Origin of the sequence: Arthrobacter sp. NPDC089319, assembly GCF_040684925.1 — a bacterium.
Taxonomy (GTDB): Bacteria; Actinomycetota; Actinomycetes; order Actinomycetales; family Micrococcaceae; genus Crystallibacter.
On sequence record NZ_JBFBGZ010000002.1, the window covers coordinates 28,216 to 44,634 of the forward strand.

Annotated in this window: 16 protein-coding genes and 2 riboswitches; of the genes, 14 read left to right on the top strand and 2 right to left on the bottom strand. The window is 67.5% G+C overall.

The genetic code is table 11. The features are described 5' to 3' along the window. The first annotated feature begins 20 nt into the window (after nucleotides 1-20). From AB0N75_RS02960 to AB0N75_RS02985, 6 genes are all read left to right on the top strand, one after another. Complete coding sequence (locus tag AB0N75_RS02960) at nucleotides 21-1,295, top strand: acyl-CoA dehydrogenase family protein (RefSeq protein ID WP_364644894.1); 1,275 nt, start codon at nucleotides 21-23, stop codon at nucleotides 1,293-1,295. A 14-nt stretch (nucleotides 1,296-1,309) separates the two neighbouring features. Next, nucleotides 1,310-2,779 carry an APC family permease gene (locus AB0N75_RS02965; protein ID WP_364644896.1) on the top strand — a complete coding sequence of 490 codons (1,470 nt, stop codon included), beginning with the start codon at nucleotides 1,310-1,312 and terminating at the stop codon, nucleotides 2,777-2,779. A 90-nt stretch (nucleotides 2,780-2,869) separates the two neighbouring features. Beyond that, a riboswitch (SAM riboswitch) is annotated at nucleotides 2,870-2,961 on the top strand. An 87-nt stretch (nucleotides 2,962-3,048) separates the two neighbouring features. Beyond that, nucleotides 3,049-4,452, top strand: coding sequence for an LLM class flavin-dependent oxidoreductase (locus AB0N75_RS02970; protein WP_364644899.1), 1,404 nt, complete (start codon nucleotides 3,049-3,051; stop codon nucleotides 4,450-4,452). Nucleotides 4,453-4,531: 79 nt separating this feature from the next. Next, nucleotides 4,532-4,624, top strand: a riboswitch (SAM riboswitch). Between the two features lie 113 nt (nucleotides 4,625-4,737). Continuing rightward, nucleotides 4,738-5,814: an ATP-binding cassette domain-containing protein gene (locus tag AB0N75_RS02975; protein WP_364644902.1), complete on the top strand. Its 1,077-nt coding sequence runs from the start codon at nucleotides 4,738-4,740 to the stop codon at nucleotides 5,812-5,814. Further along, nucleotides 5,811-6,503, top strand: coding sequence for a methionine ABC transporter permease (locus AB0N75_RS02980; RefSeq protein WP_364644905.1), 693 nt, complete (start codon nucleotides 5,811-5,813; stop codon nucleotides 6,501-6,503). The genes AB0N75_RS02975 and AB0N75_RS02980 overlap by 4 nt, the downstream gene beginning before the upstream one ends. 24 nt (nucleotides 6,504-6,527) lie before the next feature. Beyond that, the gene (locus tag AB0N75_RS02985) at nucleotides 6,528-7,451 is read left to right on the top strand and encodes a MetQ/NlpA family ABC transporter substrate-binding protein (protein ID WP_364644908.1); all 924 of its coding nucleotides are present in this window, start codon (nucleotides 6,528-6,530) and stop codon (nucleotides 7,449-7,451) included. A 63-nt stretch (nucleotides 7,452-7,514) separates the two neighbouring features. Here AB0N75_RS02985 and AB0N75_RS02990 read toward each other — a convergent pair whose 3' ends face one another. Then, nucleotides 7,515-8,354 (bottom strand): DUF1206 domain-containing protein, encoded by an 840-nt coding sequence (locus AB0N75_RS02990; RefSeq protein ID WP_364644911.1) that lies wholly within the window; start codon nucleotides 8,352-8,354, stop codon nucleotides 7,515-7,517. Nucleotides 8,355-8,539: 185 nt separating this feature from the next. On the opposite strand from AB0N75_RS02990, the gene AB0N75_RS02995 reads away from it, so the two are divergent. The 5 genes from AB0N75_RS02995 to AB0N75_RS03015 all read left to right on the top strand — a co-directional run bounded on the left by AB0N75_RS02995 (nucleotide 8,540) and on the right by AB0N75_RS03015 (nucleotide 11,657). After that, the gene (locus tag AB0N75_RS02995; protein ID WP_364644913.1) at nucleotides 8,540-8,944 is read left to right on the top strand and encodes an MmcQ/YjbR family DNA-binding protein; all 405 of its coding nucleotides are present in this window, start codon (nucleotides 8,540-8,542) and stop codon (nucleotides 8,942-8,944) included. Between the two features lie 3 nt (nucleotides 8,945-8,947). Then, complete coding sequence (locus tag AB0N75_RS03000; RefSeq protein ID WP_364644916.1) at nucleotides 8,948-9,484, top strand: DUF1990 domain-containing protein; 537 nt, start codon at nucleotides 8,948-8,950, stop codon at nucleotides 9,482-9,484. A gap of 77 nt (nucleotides 9,485-9,561) precedes the next feature. After that, nucleotides 9,562-9,882, top strand: coding sequence for a putative quinol monooxygenase (locus tag AB0N75_RS03005; RefSeq protein ID WP_364644919.1), 321 nt, complete (start codon nucleotides 9,562-9,564; stop codon nucleotides 9,880-9,882). Nucleotides 9,883-9,974: 92 nt separating this feature from the next. Continuing rightward, nucleotides 9,975-10,775 carry a phosphotransferase gene (locus AB0N75_RS03010; RefSeq protein WP_364644922.1) on the top strand — a complete coding sequence of 267 codons (801 nt, stop codon included), beginning with the start codon at nucleotides 9,975-9,977 and terminating at the stop codon, nucleotides 10,773-10,775. 81 nt (nucleotides 10,776-10,856) lie between these two features. Further along, on the top strand, nucleotides 10,857-11,657 hold the full coding sequence (locus tag AB0N75_RS03015; RefSeq protein WP_364644925.1) for an SDR family oxidoreductase: 801 nt from the start codon (nucleotides 10,857-10,859) through the stop codon (nucleotides 11,655-11,657). Between the two features lie 74 nt (nucleotides 11,658-11,731). On the opposite strand, the gene AB0N75_RS03020 is transcribed toward AB0N75_RS03015, so the two are convergent. After that, nucleotides 11,732-12,724, bottom strand: coding sequence for a LacI family DNA-binding transcriptional regulator (locus AB0N75_RS03020; protein WP_364645959.1), 993 nt, complete (start codon nucleotides 12,722-12,724; stop codon nucleotides 11,732-11,734). Nucleotides 12,725-12,917: 193 nt separating this feature from the next. Between AB0N75_RS03020 and AB0N75_RS03025 the strand changes: the two genes are divergently transcribed. Genes AB0N75_RS03025 through AB0N75_RS03035 form a run of 3 tightly spaced genes read left to right on the top strand, consistent with a single transcriptional unit; the run spans nucleotide 12,918 to nucleotide 16,371 of the window. After that, the gene (locus AB0N75_RS03025; protein ID WP_364644928.1) at nucleotides 12,918-13,994 is read left to right on the top strand and encodes a nucleoside hydrolase; all 1,077 of its coding nucleotides are present in this window, start codon (nucleotides 12,918-12,920) and stop codon (nucleotides 13,992-13,994) included. After that, a complete protein-coding gene (locus tag AB0N75_RS03030) occupies nucleotides 13,991-15,415 on the top strand; it encodes an MFS transporter (protein ID WP_364644931.1) in 1,425 nt (474 codons plus the stop codon). Before AB0N75_RS03025 ends, AB0N75_RS03030 begins: the two co-directional genes overlap by 4 nt. Further along, nucleotides 15,412-16,371 carry a ribokinase gene (locus AB0N75_RS03035; RefSeq protein ID WP_364644934.1) on the top strand — a complete coding sequence of 320 codons (960 nt, stop codon included), beginning with the start codon at nucleotides 15,412-15,414 and terminating at the stop codon, nucleotides 16,369-16,371. Before AB0N75_RS03030 ends, AB0N75_RS03035 begins: the two co-directional genes overlap by 4 nt. Nucleotides 16,372-16,419: the final 48 nt, after the last annotated feature.

The window sequence follows — 16,419 nt, forward strand, 5'->3', positions numbered from 1 at the left end:
AGACCTCCAGGAGCACCACCATGACCGAAACCCTTGACCACGCAACAACGTCCGTCCACTCGACGCCGGCCTTCGAAGCGGCGGCCGCCAAGTACCGTCCGATCTTCCAGCGCATTACCGCAGGAGCGCTGGACCGCGAACTGGACCGCGAGCTGCCGTTTGAGCAGATCGGCTGGCTGAAGGACGCCGGCTTTGGCGCCGCCCGGATCCCCGCCGATCTCGGAGGCGACGGCCTGGACTGGGAGGAGTTCACCGAACTGTTGATCGAGCTGGCCGCCGCGGACAGCAACATTCCTCAGGCGCTGCGCTCGCACATAGCGCTGGTGGAGGAGAACCTGTACCACCACGGCCGCGGCGGGGACCGCAGCAACTGGCTGCGGCGCTTCGCCTCCGGCCAACTGGCCGGGAACGCGTGGACCGAACCGGGCGCCGGCGGAACCGCCACCGTGCTCTCTGAATCCGGCGGCAAGCTGGTGTTGAACGGGCGCAAGTTCTACACCACGGGCACCATCTTCGCCGACTGGATCGACGTCACCGCCAAGCGGCCCGACGGCTCGGACGTCTCGGTGATCATCTCCACCAAGACACCCGGTGTGGAAACCTACGACGACTGGGACGGCTTCGGCCAGCGGCTGACCGGCAGCGGCACCACGGTGTTTACCGACGCCGAGGTGGACCGCGCCAACGTGTCAGCGTTCGCCGACCGCTTCCCGTACCAGACGGCGCTCTACCAGCACATCCTGCTGGTGGCCCTGGCCGGCATCGCGCAGGCCGTCACTACTGACGCCGCCACCAACGTGCGGGAGCGCAAGCGGGTGTTTGGCCACGGCAACGCGCCGCTGGTCCGGCACGACGCGCAGATCCTGCAGGTGGTCGGCGAGATCAGCGCCAAGGCCTACGCCGCCAGGGCAACCACCCTGAGCGTGGCGCGCAGCCTGGACCGGGTGTTCACCGCCCGGCAGGAAAACGCCGATGCCGAGAAGGCGGCCAACGTCGCCGTCGAACTGGAATCCGGCCAGGCCCAGATTGTGCTCAGCACACTGGTGCCGGAGGCAGCCGGCGAACTGTTCAACACGCTCGGCGCCTCCTCCACCAGCACCGGCAAGGCGCTGGACCGGCACTGGCGCAACGCCCGCACGGTCGCCACGCACAACCCGTACATCTACAAGTCCCGGATCGTCGGCGATTGGGAAGTCAACGCCACCGAACCCCCGTTCATCTGGACGATCGGCGAGGCCACTGCCGACGCCGCCCGCCAGCCCCACAGCACCGCCGCACCTTCCGCGGCCGTCTAAGAAGAAGGCAAGCCATGTCTGTTTCCAACCCCCAAACCGTCGCTGCCCCGCAGGTCGCAACCGCCGGTTCGCCCGACGCCGGAAACGCACCGCGGCTCTCCGGCCGGCTGGGCGTCGCCAGCATCGTGCTGATCGTGGTGGCCGCGGCCTCGCCACTGGGCGTGATTGGCGGAACGGTTCCGCTGGCCATCGCCAGCGGCAACGGCGCCGGTCTCCCGTTCATCTACCTGCTGGCCACCGCCATCCTGCTGCTGTTCGCCGTCGGTTTCACCACCATGACGCCGCATGTGCCGTCGGCCGGCGCGTTCTTCAGCTACGTGGAGAAGGGCCTCGGCCGCCGCGCCGGACTGGGCGCGGCCTTCGTGGCCTTGCTCTCCTACCTCGCGCTGGAGGCCGGCGTCTACGGGCTCTTTGCCCCCGCGGTCGATGAGGTGGTTCGCGCCTACGGCGGCCCCGCCCTGCCCTGGTGGGTCTGGGCGGCCGCCGCGCTGGTTGCCGTGGCCTGGCTGGGCCACCGCAACATCGAGCTGTCCGGCAAGGTGCTGGCTGTGCTGCTGGTGGCCGAAGTGCTGATCGTGCTGGTCCTGGACGCCGCCATCGTCTTTGGCGGCGGCGGCGCGGAGGGCCTCTCCACCGGGTTCGTTACTCCGTCAACCGTGCTGTCCGGGGCACCCGGGATCGCGCTGCTGTTCGCCATCCTGAGCTTCATCGGCTTCGAGGCCACTGCCGTGTTCCGGGATGAGGCCCGCGATCCGGACAAGACGATCCCGCGGGCCACCTACGTGGCCCTGCTGGTGGTGGGCGGCTTCTATGCGCTCTCCAGCTGGCTGCTGATCAGCGTCTGGGGCGACACCGGGATTGTGCAGAAGGCCACGGATGCACCCGGCACCCTGCTGTCCGAGACCACCGCGCTCTACCTGGGCACGGCCGGCAGCCACATTGTCCAGGTCCTGCTCGCCAGCAGCCTGTTCGCGTGCATCCTGTCCTTCCACAACATCAGCTCACGCTATTTCTTCCAGCTCTCGGGGAAGGGAGTATTCCCCACCAAGCTGGCCAGCACCCACCCGAAGCACCGCTCTCCGCACCGGGCCTCCGGAGCGGCCACCGCCGTGGTGGCCCTGTTCCTGCTGGTCGCCGTGGTGGCCGGATGGGACCCGATCGTGCAGTTCTACACCTGGTTCGCCGGATTCTCCTCCCTGGGCGTGGTGGTGCTGATGACGCTCACCAGCGTCGCCGTGCTGGTGTTCTTCCGTCGGCAGGGAGCGCCGGCCCGCAGCTGGAAGCGCTCCGTTGCACCGGCTCTTGGGCTGCTCGGCTTGCTGGGCATCTTAAGCCTGATCCTGCAGAACCTCCCCACCTTGGTCGGCAACAGTGTGCCGCTGGCGATCGCCGTCGTCGTGCTGATCCTTGCCTGCTTCGGGGCCGGAGCGGTGGTGGGATCCAAGCGGCAACAGGCCGTAACCGGCGCCGCAACGGCGTCGTAATTCTTGCCTTGGGCGTGACGCGCAACATTTTTACCCCGCGTGACGCGCACCATTTCCCTCCGCGGCGCCTGCGGGTGTCCAATGGAGGGGTACCCATCCAGAGCGGCCGAGAGACCTGGCTTGTTGACGCCGCAGCAACCCCCTCCTTGTGAGGAAGGTGCTACCGCCAGGACCGATGGAGAAGCTCGATCTCTCGTTGGTTCCTCAGGGCCACTGCATGCCCGCCGGGGGACCGGCGCGGGCTCTTCTCATCAGTAAAGGAGCCTGACATGACCTTGAACCATTCCCCGCGGCACATCCGCTTCAACGCGTTCGACATGAACTGCGTGGGCCACCAGTCGCCCGGACTGTGGCGCCACCCGCAGGACAAGTCCGCCACCTACAACACCATCGGCTACTGGACGCATCTGGCCAAGGTGCTGGAGAAGGGCCTGTTCGACGGACTCTTCATCGCCGACGTGCTCGGCACTTACGACGTGTTCGGATCGTCCAACGAGACGACGCTGCGGGCCGGCACGCAGGTCCCGGTGAACGATCCGTTCATGCTGGTATCGGCCATGGCCGCGGTGACCGAGAACCTGGGCTTCGGCGTCACCGCTGGCACTGCCTACGAGCACCCGTACCCGTTCGCCCGCCGCCTGGCCACACTGGATCACCTCACCAACGGCCGCGTCGGCTGGAACGTGGTGACCGGCTACCTGCCCTCGGCCGCGCGCAACATGGGCCAGGAAGACCAGCTGGAGCACGACGAGCGCTACAACCACGCCGATGAATACCTCGAAGTCATCTACAAGCTGCTTGAGGGCTCGTGGGAAGACGACGCAGTGGTCAAGGACGTGGAGACCGGCGTTTTCACCGACCCGGCAAAGGTGCACGAGATCCGGCACGAGGGCAAGTACTTCAAGGTGCCCGGGATCGCCATCACCGAGCCGAGCCCGCAGCGCACTCCGGTGATCTTTCAGGCGGGGGCCTCCAAGCGCGGCACCGAGTTCGCCGCCGAGAACGCCGAGGCGGTGTTCGTCACCTGCCCCACCAAGGAAATGCTTGCCGCGTCGGTGAAGAAAATCCGCGACGCGGCCGAGGCTGCCGGCCGCGGCCGTTACGACGTCCGCATCTACGCCATGCAGACGGTGGTGACCGGACCGGACAACGCCACCGCCCAGGCCAAGTTCGAGGACTACAAGTCGTACGCGGACGTCAACGGCGCGCTGGCCCTGATTTCGGGCTGGATGGGCGTGGACCTGTCCACCTACGGCCCGGACGACGTGATCGGCGAGAACGTGAAGTCCAATGCCATCCAGTCCTCGGTGGAGACCTTCCAGAAGGCCTCCGGCGACAGCGGCAAGCCCTGGACCATCCGCCAGCTGGCCGAATGGGTCGGCGTCGGCGGCTTCGGCCCGATCACCGTGGGCTCCGGCCAGGAGGTCGCCGCCAAGCTGGTGGAGTGGGTCGAGGAAACCGACGTGGACGGTTTCAACCTGGCCTACGCCATCACCCCGGGCACGTTCGAGGACGTCGTGGAATACGTGGTGCCGGAGCTGCAGAAGCTCGGAGCGTACCCTACCGAGTACGCGCCGGGCACGCTGCGCAACAAGCTCTTCGGCCGCGGCGACAAGCTGCCGGAGAACCACCGCGCGGCCGGCTTCCGGCTGCAGAATGCCCTGGTCGACTGAGCCTGGGCAACAGCAGAACCATTTAGACAACGACGTCGGTGCGCGGCCCCTTTGGGTGGGCAACGCACCGACGTCGGAAGAACCATCCAGAGCGGCTGAGAGATCTGGCTCGATGACGCCGCAGCAACCCCGGCTCTTTGCCGCACGGTGCTAATGCCAGGACCGATGGAGAACCCGGACAGGACCGGAACTGGCTGCGCCATGCCTGCGCGGCTGTGACGGCTGTGCCCGGGGCTCCCTGAACTTCAGGAGCAACATGACACGGCACGCCGCAGGCGGTTCGCGATGATTGAGATCCGTGATCTGCACAAGAGTTACAGCACAGGCCAGGGGACGGTCGATGTGCTCAAGGGCATCGACCTGACCATCGAGCAGGGGGCGATTACCGCCGTCGTTGGCTCGTCCGGGGCCGGCAAAACGACCCTGTCCCACTGCATTTCCCTGTTGGAGAAACCGACCTCCGGCCAGGTGCTGGTGGACGGCCGCAACCTGTCCGCGCTGTCCGGCCAGGCACTGCGCAGCGAACGCCGCGCGATCGGCACCATTTTTCAGCATTCGGCGCTGCTGCGCCGGATGACGGTGGCCGAGAACGTTGCGCTCCCGCTGCGCAATCTGGGCGTGGTGCACCGGCAGATGGAGGACCGTGTGACCGAACTGCTGGACCGGGTGGGCCTGCTGCACAAGGCCAACGCCTACCCGGGGCAGCTTTCCGGCGGCCAGAAGCAGCGGGTGGGCATCGCCCGGGCGCTGGCGCTGCGGCCGCGGATTCTGCTGTCCGACGAATCCACGTCCGGCTTGGACCCGGAGTCCACGCAGCAGATCCTGGACCTGCTGGATGACGTGCGGACCGAGCTGGGACTGTCCGTCATCCTGATCACCCACGAGATGGACGTGGTGCGCCACGTCGCCGACCAGGTGGCCGTGCTGGCCAACGGGCGGGTTTCGGAGTACGGGCCGATCGGCGCACTGGTGGCGGATCCTGCGTCTGGCGCGGGCCGCCAACTGCTGCCCGTGCGGGCCCTGCCGCTGCCGGCCGGCTTCGACTATGCGCTGTCCGTCTCCTACCGGCACGGGCCGGTGGACCCGGAGTGGATGACCCGGCTTTCCGCAGGCCTCGGCGTACGCGTGGCGCTGCTGGGCGGTTCGGTGGAAGCGCACGGCGACTCGGTACTCGGCCGTGCCGAAATCGGCGTGGCCGGCCGCCCGGAAGCGGAGGTCCGCGCCTATCTGGGGCAGCTGGGCCTGGTCGCGGATCGGCGGGTGGCAGTCTCCGCCGCCACCGTCCACACCCGGGAATCGGTTGCGCCGCCGTCGGACGATGCAGAACACGAAGCCAACCAGAAGATCGAGGCGCGAACATGAGGCCCACCGAAACCGCCGCCGTCGGGCTGGACACGCCCTGGGCCGACCTGCCGGCGCTGTTGCTGCCCGCCTACGGCGAGACCTGGGCGATGGTCGGCCTGGTGATGGCACTGGTGATCCTGGTCGGCGGAGCCACCGGTGTGCTGCTGTACAACACGGACAGCCGCGGATTGTTTCCGCGGCCGCGGTTGCATGGTGTGCTCAGCTGGCTGGTCAACATGGGGCGTTCGCTGCCGTTCCTGGTGCTGATGGCGGCGATCATCCCGTTGACGAAGTGGGTGACCGGGACCACCATCGGCATCGCGGCGGCGGTGGTCCCGATGACGCTGGCCGGCATTCCGTTCTTTGCCCGGCTGGTGCAGAACGCGCTGAACGACTTGCCGCGCGAGAACATGGCCGTGGGTCTGGTGACCGGTAGTTCCACCGGGCAGATCATCCGGCAGACCCAGCTGCGCGAGGCGCTGCCGGGCCTGACCTCGGCGATCACGCTGAACACGATCTCGATGATCGAATACTCGGCGATCGCGGGAACCATCGGTGCCGGCGGCATCGGCTACTTGGCCGTCACGTACGGTTACCAGCGGTTCGATACCCATGTGATGGCCGCCACCATCGTTGTCCTCATCATCACGGTCCAGCTGGTGCAGTTCGCCGGCGACCGCATTTCCCGCGCCCTGCTGCGCCCCTAGCTGAACAAACCAGGAGCACCACACATGAACACACCGACTACCGGGTCTGGCCACGACCATGGTTTCACCTTGCGCAAGCAGTCCACCGCCCTGCCGTGGGGCATCGCGGCGATCGCCGCCGTCGTCGCTCTGGTCCTGGGGCTGTTGCTAGTGCAGCAGCAGTCCCGGCCGGCCACCGCGGCCGCCGCCGGCGGCGAGGTCACCTCCCCGTTGAAGGTCCACTTCGAACCGGCTATGGCGGGCGAGGAGAAGATCCTCAAGTTCGTCGCCGAGGAGATCGCGCCGGACTACGGCGTGGAGATCGAGGCTGTGGGCCTGCAGGACCCGGTTCAGGCCAACCGCGCGGTGGCAGAGGGCCAGTTCCACGCCACCATCTTCGAGCACCAGTGGTACATGCAGCAGTCGGCGGACGCTAGCGGCGTCGAACTGACGCCCACCGTGGAACTGTTCCAGTGGGGCTTCGGGCTGTATTCCACGCGCTACGACTCGGTCGAGAGCCTGCCTCGCGCCGCCGTCCTGCTGCTGCCGAACGATGCGGCCAACCAAGGCCAGGCGCTCTGGCTGCTGCAGCGCGAGGGGCTGCTGGAACTGGATCCGGCGGTCGAGCCGCGCACCGCGAAGATCCGCGACGTCACCGGCAATCCGCGCGGTTTCACACTGAAGGAAGCGGACCTGTTGGCGATGCCGCGCATGCTCGATTCGGTCGACGTGGCGATCGGCTACGTCTCCCAGTTCGACGCCGGCAAGATCGGCCGCGACAAGGGCATCCTGTTCCCGGCGGCACCCAAGACGTTCGCCTCCCGTCTGGTGATCGGCACCGAGTTCAAGGACAGCGCCGAGAGCAAGAAGCTGATCGAGATCTTCTCCGATCCGCGGCTCGAGGAATACCTCGGCACCACGGAGGATCCACTGGTCAAGGACGTGCTGACGCCAGTCTCGGCTGAGTAGTCAGCGCCGGGTGCCCGGCCGGCGCCGGCCGGGCATCGGGCCGACGGGGCCACGCAGGGCGCGCTACATCTTCGCGTAGCGCGCCCTGGCGCCAAGGTAGAGCCCGTAACAGATCAGCCCGACGGCCACGAAGGCCAGCGCCGCCGGCCCGAGCGGCTGTTCGCGCAGCGCCTTGAGCGCGCCGTCCAGGCCCTTCACGTCCTGCGGGTCGTTCTGCACGGCGGCGACCGCCAGCAGCAGCCCGAGCACAAACAAGGCCAAGCCCTTGCCGACAAAGCCGACGATGCCCACCCAGGTCACGGCGGTGCGGACTCCGCCCCGCGGCAGCGGCTTGAGGTCTTTGAAGAAGTTCCGGAACAGGCCTTTGACCACGTAGTAGATGCCGGCTCCGATGATCACCGCGCCGATCAGGAACAGCACCACGGCACCGCCCGGCCACTGCATCAGCTTGGTACTGGCGTCCTGCGATTTCTCGCTGCTGTTGCTGCCGGAGCCCAGGGCAAAGCTGCCGAAGGTGACCGCGATGGCTCCGTAGACGATGGCCAGGCCAACGGCCTTGGCCCGGTAGCCCCACTTTTTCTTCGTCTCCAGGCCGCGGCCGCCGAAGACCGCGTCGCTGACCTGCCACAGCGCCAGGGCCGCGGCGCCCAGCATGCCCGCCCAGAGCAGGAACAGCCCGCCCGGGTTCTGCGCCAGACTGGAGGCTGCCCCGGACTGGTCCGCCTCGCCGCCTCCGCCGAAGGCCAGTCGCAGCGCGATCGCGCCGATCAGCAGGTGCAGCAGCCCGCTGGCCGCATACCCGGTGCGTGCCACCCACTCAAAAGTCTTGGAGTCGGCGGCCTCCGCGGTCTTGTCCACAGCCTTGCCGGCCGCCCGCTTGGCCTCCCTGCCGGTGTCTGCCATGGCTCTCCTCTCATTGGACCGGCCGCGCCCGACACCTCGTGGCGCCCCCTGAGGAGCTGGTGCCGGCGCGCAAGCACCGCCGTTGTTCCCCGTGAAACATCCGTGAAACCATCCTGCCACCGAAGCCGCCGCCGCGCACCGGCAACCTGGTGACCGGCTGGGCAGGTAGCAGTAGGCTCGTGCCTATGGACGCGACCGCGCTGCGTGAATTCTGCCTCTCCCTGCCCGGGACGTTCGAGGACTTTCCGTTCGGCCCGGAGGCATCGGTGTTCAAAGTCCGTGCGCCGGGGCGGACCGCGAAAATGTTCGCGTTGTCCGACCTGCAGTCGCCCCGGCTGAGCATCAGCCTCAAGTGCGAACCGGCGCTCGCCCAGCAGTTGCGAACGGCGCACCCGGAGATCACCGGCGCCTATCACATGAACAAAACGCACTGGAATGGGGTGCGCTGCGACGGTGCGCTGCCCGACGACATGCTGCGCGACATGATCGAGGACTCGTACGACCTGGTGGTGGCGTCGCTGCCGCGCCGGGACCGCGAGTCGCTGGGCTGGATGGGCCTGGCCCGCGGCGACGATGTGCGGCAGGGCTGAGCGGTGAAAGCCAAGGATCTCAGCGCAGCGCCGCTGACCTACGACGACGTGGGGCTGAGTCGAGTGCACCGCACGCCGCCGGGATACCGGACCACCGAGGTGCGCACCGCGGTGGGCGTCGGGGAGGACGCGTTCCACAGGCTGGCCGAGGGACTGATGGGCTGGGAGCTGCACCGGCTGGCTGGTTTGCAGGTCGATGCGGCCACGCCTGCGGCCGCCGAAGGGGTGGACGTGGTGCCCGGATTCGGGGCCGGGCCGCTGCGGCTGTCCGCACCCTGCCGCGTGGTGTGGACGGAGCGGACCTCCACCCGGACGGGGTTTGGTTACGGCACGCTGCCGGGGCATCCGGAGTCAGGGGAAGAGGGCTTTGTGGCGTCTCTGGAGGAGAACGGGCTGGTGGTTTTCGAGCTGTTTGCGTTCAGCCGGCACTCCAACTGGTTTTACCGGGCAGGCGGTCCGGTGGCGGAGGGAGCCCAGCGGCTGGTCACCCGGCGCTATGTTGCCGCCGCCAAAGCGCTGGCCGGCGGCTTGGCCGGGTGATTGGCCGAGTGATTGGCCGGCCGGCCAATTTGGCCCGTGACAGGATTGAAAGACACCTAGAGAAAGGCTGAATCCGCGTGATTTTTATTGTGGTCAAGTTCAAGGTCAAGAACGAGCACGCCGACAACTTCCCGGAGTTGGTCCGCGAGTTTACCGAAGCCACCCGCGCCGAGCCGGGCAACCTGTGGTTCGACTGGTCGCGCAGCGTGGAGGATCCGAACGAGTATGTCCTGGTGGAAGCCTTCAAGGACGACGCCGCTGAAGCGCATGTGAAGAGCGATCACTTCAAGAAGGCCATGCAGGAGCAGCCGCCGTACCTGCAGGAGACTCCGCGCATCATCAGCCGCCAGATTGACGGCGAGGGCTGGGACGAGATGGGTGAAATGACCGTCGCGTAGCAGTTTTCAGTGGAAGGGGCAGGCTGCGTCCTGCCCCTTCCACGGTTAAAAGCAGGCCGCCCAGCAGCGCGTGCCGCGGTAGGGTATGGCCCATGAACGACGGCGAGGTGCTGGCCGGCGGAGTCGCCAACGCCGGGGCGGTCATCAGAATCGGCGATGAAGTTCGCCGCCCCGCCTCGGCTCAGACGGAACTGGTTTTCAGCATGCTCGAACATGCCAGATCCAACGGCTTCACCGGAGTGCCGGAGCCCCTGGGGATTGATGAGCAGGGCAGGGAGCGGCTGCGCTATATTCCCGGAGACGTGGCCATTCCACCGTTTCCGAAGTGGTCACTATCTCCCGGGCTGCTGGCGTCGGTTTCCCGGCTGCTGCGGGCATTCCACGACGCCGTGGCTGACTTCGCCCCTCCTGCCAACGCCGTCTGGAACACCGAGTTGGCACACCCCAGCGGCGGGAAAATCGTCGGTCACAACGATGTGTGCGTGGAGAACGTCGTGGTGCGCGACGGGCAGGCAGTTGCGCTGATCGACTTCGAATTCGCTGCCCCGACCGATCCACTGCACGATCTCGCGGTCTTGGCACGGCATTGGGTCCCTGTTGAGACCCATCAGGATGCGGAGCGCTGGGGACGTTCAGGTTTTGATGTTGGTTCCCGCTTGCGGATCGTAGCCGACGCCTACGGTATTCCCGTCGGTCCGCAGCGGGACGAGTTCTTGGATCAGATCGTCAGGGGCATTCATCAATCCGGACCCTTTGTGCTTGCCCGGATCGCGCGCGGCGAGCAGGCTTTCATCGAGATGTGGGAACGCAGCGGTGGCCAGGAACGGATCACACGGCGCATCGCCTGGATCGACTCGATTCGATCCGAGCTCTCCGCGGCGCTCAACAACTAGTAGGCAATTCCCCGCGGTTCACGGGCTGATTCGGGCTATGCAGGGCTGCCAGACCGGCAGTTCTTCGCCAGAATGGGGCGCATGGAACAGTTCACGCCCCGCACCGCCATCGTCACCGGTTCCGATTCGGGCATCGGCCGGGCCGCCGCCGTCGCCCTTGCCCAGGCCGGAATGGACGTGGGCATCACCTGGCACTCGGACCGGGAAGGAGCGGAGGCCACCGCGAAGGAGGTCCGCGCGCTCGGCCGCAGCGCCGCCGTCGTTCATTTGGACACCACGGACCTGCCCGGCTGCGGAGACGTGGTTGATTCGCTGGCGGGGCGGCTCGGTGGGCTGGACGTGTTCGTCAACAACTCCGGAACCGGGGCAATGGAGCCGTTCCTTGACCTTGACTATGAGACGTGGCGGAACGTGGTTGCCACCGATCTGGACGGCGCGTTCGTCTGCATGCAGCGGGCGGCCCGGAAAATGGCGGCAGCCGGCACCGGCGGGCGGATCATCGCGGTAACCAGCGTGCACGAACACCAGCCGATGGTCGGCGCCGCGCCGTACGATGCCGCCAAGCACGGACTCGGCGGTTTGGTGAAAAACATGGCGCTGGAGCTCGGCCGGCACGGCATCACGGTCAACTCCGTTGCGCCGGGGGAGATTGCCACCGCGATGACCGGCAACGAAGACGAGGACCCGCAGCGCATCGACCGGCCCGGCATCCCGCTGGCCCGGCCCGGCGACGCCCGTGAAGTGGCCGCCGTGATCGCCTTCCTGGCCTCCGCCGATGCCGGTTATGTGACCGGGGCGTCCTGGGCCGTGGACGGCGGAATGCTGCAGATGGGGCCGCAGGCAGGGGCAGCCGTCACCGGGCACGATTGGCGCGAGGTGTAGCGGATCAATGAGGGGGCCGGCAAGCCCACGCATAAGGTGTCGTCCGCAGATAAGGCGAGTGCCGCCGTCGTTCGCTAGCTGGCGGCGGTCCGCTCCGTGGAGCCGCGCACAATCAGCGAGCTCTCCAAGATGAGCTGGGGCTGCTCGAGGTCGTGGCCTTCGATCAGGCGGCGCAGCTGTTCCCCGGCCTTGAGGCCCAGACGGGTGGCGGGAAGGTGGACGCTGGTGAGGCCGGGGTTACTGCTGGCGGAGTAGGGCAGGTCGTCGAAGCCGGCGACGGCGAGATCGTCCGGGATCCGCGCGCCGGCAACACGCGCTTGCTGCAGCGCGCCGTACGCCTGGGTGTCGGTGGCGCAGACGACGGCGGTGACGCCCGCTTGCTGCCACTGGGGCCAGGCGGCGGTAAACGCATCGGCCGACGCGCCGACGTCGATCGTGGTGCTGATCAGGTGGGCCGGGTCCACGGTCATTCCGCGCCCGGCCGCCTCCTCTAGGAAGGCCGTTCGGCGGATGGTGAAGGTGGCCGTGCCGGTCACGCTGTCCATGTACGCCACGTGCCGGTGGCCGGTGGCGGCCAGGTGCGCCGCCAGTTCGCGGGCGCCATGGGCCACGTCGAGGTTGACGGACGGCGCGTAAGCCTCCAGCCCGGGCGCGTCGAGTAGCACCATGGGGCCGGTGGTGGAGAGGTCCTCGAGGAAGTCGGCATCGGGGGCATCTACCAGCAGACCTGCCGGGCGCAGGGCGAGGAGGCGGCGGATGTCAGCGGCGCGGGGGAATTCGCCGGCCTCAGTGACGGAGAGCAGCAGCTGGAAGTCCGCGCCGAGGGACTCTCGGACGCCAGCAACAACCTTGGCGAAGAACGGGTTGGAAATGTCCGGGGCCACCAGAACCACAATGGAGCTGACTCCCTTGGCCAGCGAACTGCCGACGCTGTCCACCACGTATCCGAGTTCGGCGATGGCCCGGTTGACTCGGGAGATGTTGTCCGCGGACACCCGCCCATGCGTCTTGCCGTTGGCCACCAGGGAAACCGTCGCCGTGGAGACGCCGGCACGTGCCGCCACCATCGCCGCTGTCACCCGCTCACCGGAGCGCGGCGGGAACTGGGGCGAGCGGGCGTGGTCCATGTGCCCATGATATGGAAGTTCAGGCGACATATGGCATCAAGCGCTTGACTCGAGTTTACGTCAAGCGTTTGACGTAATCCGGGAAGGGGTGTCACACTTCCTGTGACTGAAACCCCGCTGCGGCGGGCCCCCGATGACGTGGAGAGAAAACTTGGACGCCGTTTCCGTGACGCCTGGCCCGAAGAAGATCATCCTGGACTGCGATCCGGGACACGACGACGCGGTGGCGCTGCTCCTGGCCCACGGCAACCCGGACATCGAACTGCTCGCCGTGACCACCGTAGTTGGCAACCAGACCCTGGCAAAGGTCACCAAGAACGCGCTGGCCGTGGGGACCATCGCCGGCATCACCGGTGTCCCGTTCGCTGCCGGCTGCGACCGCCCGCTCGTGCGCACCATCGAAACCGCGCCGGACATCCACGGAGAGTCCGGCATGGACGGCCCCGCGCAGCCGGAGTCCACCATTGAACTGGACCCGCGCCACGCCGTTGATCTCATCATCGACACGATCATGGCGCATGAACCCGGCACCGTGACCCTGGTCCCGACCGGCGGCCTGACCAACATCGCGATGGCCGCCCGCAAGGAGCCGCGCATCGTCGAGCGGGTCAAGGAAGTCGTGCTGATGGGCGGCGGCTATCACGTAGGCAACTGGTCCGCCGTGGCCGAATTCAACATCATGATCGACCCCGAGGCCGCCCACATCGTCTTCAACGAGAAGTGGCCCCTGGTCATGGTGGGACTGGACCTCACACACCAGGCGCTGGCCACCCCCGACGTGGTGGAGCAGATCGAAGCCGTCGGCACCGGTCCGGCCCACTTTGTCCGCGAACTGATGGACTTCTTCGCCCAAACGTACAAGGACGCACAGGGCTTCGACTACCCGCCGGTCCACGATCCGTGCGCCGTCGCCTACGTCATCGACCCCACGGTCATGACAACCCGCAAGGTCCCGGTCGACATCGAACTGCAGGGCAAGCTGACCCTTGGCATGACCGTGGCCGACTTCCGGGCCCCCGCACCGGCAGACTGCCACACCTCCGTGGCCGTGGACCTTGACCGCACCAAGTTCTGGAACCTGGTGACCGATGCCCTGGTCCGGATCGGCGAGGTAGACCTCGGAACCGCCGCCCCCACCACGACGGCGGCGCCCGCCTCCGCGGCCCCCGACGCCAACGGCGTGGCGGAGAACGGCGCGGCAGCGAAATGAGCACCGTTCTTCAGGAAGCCAAGGTAACCCGCGGCGGCAGCGCCGCCCTGATGGTCGCCCTGCTGACGGCCTGCGTGGCCTTCCAGCTCAATGCGTCCATGCTCAGCCCCGCCCTGGTCACCATGGGGGAGGAGCTGCAGACCGATCAGGCCGCGATCGGCCTGTCCCAGACCTGGTTCTTCACCACCGCCGCGCTGTTCTCCCTGTTCCTGCCGCGGCTGAGCGACATTGTCGGCCGCAAGCGGATCCTCGTCGCGATGATGCTGCTGACGGCCGTCGGCTCCGTGATCGCCGCGCTGGCCCCGGACGTTACATGGCTCTTCGTGGGCCGGATTATCCAGGGCGTTAGCGGTCCCACCGTGCCGCTGTGCCTGATCATGCCGCGCACCGCCGTGCCCAACCTGCGCACTTACGGCACGCTGATGGGCGTTATCCTTGCGGTCAACGGCGGCGTGGCCGGCGTCGATTCCTTCCTCGGCGGCTACATGGCCGAGCACTACGGCTTCCGCAGCATCTTCTGGTTCATGGTGGTCCTCGGTGTGATCGCCGCGGTTCTCGTCGCTGTCCTGACACCCGAGAGCAAACCGCAGGCCGGGACGCGGATGGACTGGACCGGCGTCGTCTTTATTGTTGTCGCGGTCGGGGCCCTGCTCACCGCGCTGAACGAGGCGGCCAAGCTGGTGGGCGGGTTCTCCGGGGAGACCCTGTTCCTCTCGCTGGTGCTGATCGCCGTGGCCGCCGCTGCGTTCGCCGGCTTCTGGGCCACCGAGAAGCGCGCGAAGCAGCCGATGGTCGAGATTGTCCATCTGCGCCAGCGCTCGACGTGGGCGCCGTTGCTGACTACGGTCCTGACCATGACCGGAATTTTCGCCGTCATCAACGGGATTGTTCCCGCTTACGTACAAGCCGCCGCACCCGGCTTCGGCATCGGGCCCACCGAAACGGCACTGCTCATCCTGACTCCCTACGCGCTGCTGGGCTGGGTCTTCGGCCCGATTAGCGGACGGCTCGCCCCGGTACTGGGCTACACCAATGTGCTGCGCATCGGCATGGTCGGCAGCGTCGTCTCCTTGGTGGTCATTGCGCTGTTCGGCCTGAACAGCCTGCCGCTGATGGTCGCCGGCACTGCGCTGCTCGGCATCATGTACGCCGGAACCGCGAACATCATGCTCAACGGGCTCGGCGTGGTGCTCTCGCCCCCGGGCAACCCGGGCTTCCTACCCGGCATGAATGCCGGAGCCTTCAACCTCGGCGCCGGGCTGAGCTTTCTGGTGCTGCCGGCGGTACTCGTGGGCACCTCGGCGCTGGGCGACCACGCCTCTTACCTCACGGTGGTGGTGGTCGGTCTGGTCATCACGGTCGCGGCCTTTGCCGCCTCGCTGCTGATCCCCAAGCCCGTCGACGCCGAGGTGGAAAAGTGAGTCCGCAGCCCGGACGCATCGTCGTCGTTGGTTCGCTGAACGCTGACCTGACCATCTACACCGAGCGGCTGCCCAACCCTGGCGAAACCCTCCACGGCGAAGGCTTCGCCGTGAACCCGGGCGGCAAGAGTGCCAACCAAGCCGTGGCCGCTGGCCGACTGGGCGGCAACGTCGCCCTGATCGGCGCCGTGGGCGAGGATTCCAACGGGGACATGCTGCTGGCCTCCGTTGCAGGGGCCGGCGTGGACGTTTCCCGCGTGCGCCGCGCCGCCGGGGTCGAGACCGGCGTCGCCGTCATTACCGTTGACGCCGCGGGGGAGAACAGCATCGTCATTTCCCCTGGCGCTAACGGCACCGTAGGTCCGGAAGACGTCGTCGCAGCCAGCGAGGTTTTCGATGACGCCGCCGTGGTTTGCCTCTGCCTCGAGGTCGGCTTGGACGCCGTGGAGGCGGCGGCAAGGTCAGGGCACGACGCCGGAGCAACAGTGCTGCTCAACCTCTCGCCTTACGCGCCGGTGCTGCACAGCCTGGCCGAACTCAGCGACGTCCTGTTGGTCAATGCGCACGAGGCTTCACAGTTCCTCGGCGGCGCCGAAATCCCCGCCGCCGATGCCGCCGTTGCCGACTGGGAACAGGTGCGCTTGAAGTTTGCGGCGCAGGGGCTGGACCGTGCCGTGGTCACCCTGGGCGCCCGCGGGTCCATCGTGCTGGATTCGCAGGCCAAGGACAGGCACCGGATCACCCGTATCGCCCCCACCAAGGTTGAAGCCGTGGACACCACCGGCGCCGGCGACGCCTTCACCGGGGCCCTCGCGGCACGGCTTGCAGCAGGGGATGCCTTGGCCGAAGCGGCGGCATTCGCTTCGATCGCTGCTGCTCTCGCTTCCACGAAGAAGGGAACCCAGACCGCGTATCCGCGGCGGGCAGATGTGGAGCGCCTGCGGCCTGGCGCCTGACGTCCAGGGGCCGAAAGCGCCGTACAAAACGGACGGCGCGGTGCACTG

Bases quoted from the DNA above. Each gene is read 5' to 3' on its own strand.
- AB0N75_RS03010 (WP_364644922.1), top strand. From the start codon at position 9,975: ATGAACGACGGCGAGGTGCTGGCCGGCGGAGTCGCCAACGCCGGGGCG.
- AB0N75_RS03030 (WP_364644931.1), top strand. From the start codon at position 13,991: ATGAGCACCGTTCTTCAGGAAGCCAAGGTAACCCGCGGCGGCAGCGCC.
- AB0N75_RS02985 (WP_364644908.1), top strand. From the start codon at position 6,528: ATGAACACACCGACTACCGGGTCTGGCCACGACCATGGTTTCACCTTG.
- AB0N75_RS02965 (WP_364644896.1), top strand. From the start codon at position 1,310: ATGTCTGTTTCCAACCCCCAAACCGTCGCTGCCCCGCAGGTCGCAACC.
- AB0N75_RS03020 (WP_364645959.1), bottom strand. From the start codon at position 12,724: ATGGTGGCGGCACGTGCCGGCGTCTCCACGGCGACGGTTTCCCTGGTG.
- AB0N75_RS02970 (WP_364644899.1), top strand. From the start codon at position 3,049: ATGACCTTGAACCATTCCCCGCGGCACATCCGCTTCAACGCGTTCGAC.
- AB0N75_RS02960 (WP_364644894.1), top strand. From the start codon at position 21: ATGACCGAAACCCTTGACCACGCAACAACGTCCGTCCACTCGACGCCG.
- AB0N75_RS02975 (WP_364644902.1), top strand. From the start codon at position 4,738: ATGATTGAGATCCGTGATCTGCACAAGAGTTACAGCACAGGCCAGGGG.
- AB0N75_RS02990 (WP_364644911.1), bottom strand. From the start codon at position 8,354: ATGGCAGACACCGGCAGGGAGGCCAAGCGGGCGGCCGGCAAGGCTGTG.
- AB0N75_RS02995 (WP_364644913.1), top strand. From the start codon at position 8,540: ATGGACGCGACCGCGCTGCGTGAATTCTGCCTCTCCCTGCCCGGGACG.
- AB0N75_RS03015 (WP_364644925.1), top strand. From the start codon at position 10,857: ATGGAACAGTTCACGCCCCGCACCGCCATCGTCACCGGTTCCGATTCG.
- AB0N75_RS02980 (WP_364644905.1), top strand. From the start codon at position 5,811: ATGAGGCCCACCGAAACCGCCGCCGTCGGGCTGGACACGCCCTGGGCC.
- AB0N75_RS03025 (WP_364644928.1), top strand. From the start codon at position 12,918: ATGACGTGGAGAGAAAACTTGGACGCCGTTTCCGTGACGCCTGGCCCG.